General features: G+C 72.0%; 3 protein-coding genes. All 3 read left to right on the forward strand.

The window, feature by feature from the left end:
- A partial coding sequence (locus GT354_RS24685) for a helix-turn-helix domain-containing protein (protein ID WP_161358570.1) occupies positions 1-481 on the forward strand: 481 nt, incomplete at its 5' end.
- A 196-nt stretch (positions 482-677) separates the two neighbouring features.
- Positions 678-1,262, forward strand: coding sequence for a TetR/AcrR family transcriptional regulator (locus GT354_RS24690; protein ID WP_161358571.1), 585 nt, complete (start codon positions 678-680; stop codon positions 1,260-1,262).
- A gap of 90 nt (positions 1,263-1,352) precedes the next feature.
- On the forward strand, positions 1,353-2,870 hold the full coding sequence (locus GT354_RS24695; protein WP_161358572.1) for an MFS transporter: 1,518 nt from the start codon (positions 1,353-1,355) through the stop codon (positions 2,868-2,870).
- Positions 2,871-3,039: the final 169 nt, after the last annotated feature.

Consider the following 3,039-nt stretch of genomic DNA (forward strand, 5'->3'; position numbering starts at 1 on the left):
CGCCGCGCGTCCCACCGACCTGCCGGCCTCGCGCGCCGACGCCGATCGGGCCCTGCGGGTGCTGCGGGGCGGGCACGGCACGACGCGCGTGGCCCGGTTGCGGGACGTGTACGTGTCCTCGCTGCTCGTCGATGTGGCCGATCGCGTGGTCGCCGCCGCCGACGTGCCGCAGGGTCCGGTCGGGCGGCTGCGCGCGTACGACGCCGAGCACGACACCCATCTCACCGAGACGCTAGCGGCCTGGCTGGACACGTTCGGCGACGTCAACGCCGCCGCGACGGCGGTACACGTGCACGCGAACACGTTCCGCTACCGGCTGCGCAGGCTGTCGGAGGTGGGCGGGATCGATCTGGCCGACCCCGACGCGCGCTTCGACGCGATGTTCCACCTGCGGTTGCTGGGCTTGGGGGTGGAGGTCGGGGGCGACGGCCGAGGCGTTCCCGATGCGGACGAGGGCGCGGAGGCGCTGCGGACGCGGTAGAGACTCGGCTCCCGAGTCGTACCCCAAGGCGAAGTCGAGGTCGAACCCGAAGCCGAGCCCCGAGCCGAACCGGAACCGGGCCGGGCCGGGGCCAGGCCCTCGGCTGATGGCTGATGGCTGATGGCTGATCATTGAGCCACGATCGACGGCCGATCATTGTTGACCGAGCATTCTTGAATGGCCTAGTGTTCCGGGTGTGGCAAGGACCAAGGAATTCGACCCGGACGCCGCCCTGCAGGCAGCTCTCGAGCTGTTCTGGGAGCGCGGCTACGAGGCGACGTCGATGGCGGATCTCGTGGCTCGCCTCGGGGTCGCCAGGGCGAGCATCTACGCGACGTTCGGCAACAAGCACGAGCTCTACCTCGCGGCGCTCGACCGCTACCGCGAGCTGCGCAACCCCGGTCTCACGGAAGAGCTTTCCCAGCCCGGGCCCGTACTGCCGGCCGTCCGCGCGGTGGTCGAGCGGTTCGCCCGCGAGGCCTGCGAGGATCCCACCCGCCTGCGGGGTTGCTTCCTGACCAACTCGGCGGTCGAACTGGCCGCGCACGACACGGGCGCGGCCCGGATCGTCGAGTACGGCTGGAACGAGATGGAGACCAACCTGACCGCGGCGCTCACCCGGGCCCGCGCCCAGGGCGAACTCCCGCCGGATCGCGACCCGCAGGCACTGGCCCGCTTCCTGCTCGTGCTGTTCCAGGGCATGCGGGTGGCCGGCAAGGCCGCGCCCGAGTCCGGGCGGCTGGGCGCGGCGGCACAGCAGGCACTCGCACTGCTGGCCTGACAACGAGGGGCCGAATGTCGCCTTTCGGCATGCCCTGATTCAAGAATGCTCGTTCTGTAAAGAAGCGTCGGCAGGAGAGGAGAAATCGCCATGAGCACCACCCACGGGCCACGCACTCGACACGCCACACCCGACGCAACACCGGGCACCGGGCTCGGTGCGCCGACTCCCGGTCAGGCCACCGCCGCGTTCGCGCTGTTGGGTACGACGCAGGCCACCTTGATCTTCACGATCACGATCATCGGCGTGCCGCTGCCCGAGATCGGTCGCGAGTTCGGGCTCGGCCCGGCCGATCTGGTGTTGATCAGCGCGGCGTACGGACTGCCGTTCAGCGGGTTGCTGCTGTTCGGCGGTCGGCTCGCGGACCGGTACGGCGGGCGCCGGATGTTCACGGCGGGGCTGGCGGTGTTCGGGCTCGCGTCGGCGGTCGCGGCCTTCGCGCCGGGCTACGAGGTGCTGGTCGCGGTACGGTTCGCGCAGGGCGTCGGGGCCGCACTCACCGCGCCTGCCGCGATGGCCGTCCTGCGCGCGGTGTACCCCGAACCGGGCGCATACCGGCGGGCGATGGCCACGTGGGGCGGCCTGTCCGTACTCGGCGCCTCCGCCGGCAACCTGCTCTCGGGCACGCTCACCACGTGGGTGTCGTGGCGATGGATGTTCGCCATACCGGTCGTCGTCACGGTGTTCGTCCTGGCCCTGACCCGGCGTCGACTGCCCGCAGCGCGGCCGGCACGGGGGCGCCGGCCCGGACTCGACCCGCTCGGCGCCGTACTCGCGACCGCGGGCATCACCCTTGCCGGCTTCGGCCTCACCGTGGTCGGCGACCACGCCTGGACATCGGCCGCCGTCCTGATCCCGCTGGGGATCGGCGTGGCGCTGGTCGTCGCGTTCCTCGCGGTCGAGCGACGCGTGTCGGGGCCGCTGCTACCACCGGGCTTCGTCGGCGAACCTCGGCGCGTACTGGGCCTGGTAGGGATTCTGCTCGCGGCGGCCGGCACCGGCCTGATCAGCTTTCTGGTCTCGCTCTACCTCCAGCAGGAGCGCGGGTGGTCGACGCTCGCCACCGCCGGTGCGTTCGTACCGTTCACCATCGCCCTGATCGCGTCGAGCCGCGCCGCGGGGCCGCTCATCCGGACATACGGGCCGAGCCGAACCACCGTGGCGGGCCTGACGATCGGTGGTGCGGGCCTGTTGCTGCTCGCCGGGATCGACGGGGAAAGCGCGTTCGTGACCGGCCTGTTGCCGGGCATGGTCCTGATGCCCGCCGGCGCGTCCCTGATCTTCGCCGGGGCCGCCGTCCTGACCACTCACGGCGTCCCCGAGCACCAGGCGGGTCTGGCCGGTGGCGTGATGAACACCGCGATGGAACTCGGACCGACCGTGGGCCTGGCCGGTTTGATGTCGGTGGCCGCGACGCGCTCGGACGTGGTCGTCGGCTACACGTGGGCCCTGGCCACTGCCGGGATCGTCTTCCTGCTGGCCGCCGCGTCGGCGATCGGCGCCGGCCGGTTCCTACTCCGCGACCGGACCCGGGGGCCGAAGCGCGGCCGAGGCCGGACCCACGACCGAACTCCGGCACATCCGATCCCACGGGCCGAACGCCCGTGAAATCAGGTCCTTCCGACCGAAGCCCGTCCCACCGAAGCCCGTCCGACCAAAACCCGTCCGACCACACACCCCGGACCGGATCCCACGACCCCACCACCCCCAAGCCCCTACCCCCACACACTCACGCCCCGCGCCCCGCGCACCCGCACCCGCACCCGCACCCGCACCC

The organism is Streptomyces sp. SID3343, assembly GCF_009865215.1.
Lineage (GTDB): Bacteria > Actinomycetota > Actinomycetes > Streptomycetales > Streptomycetaceae > Embleya.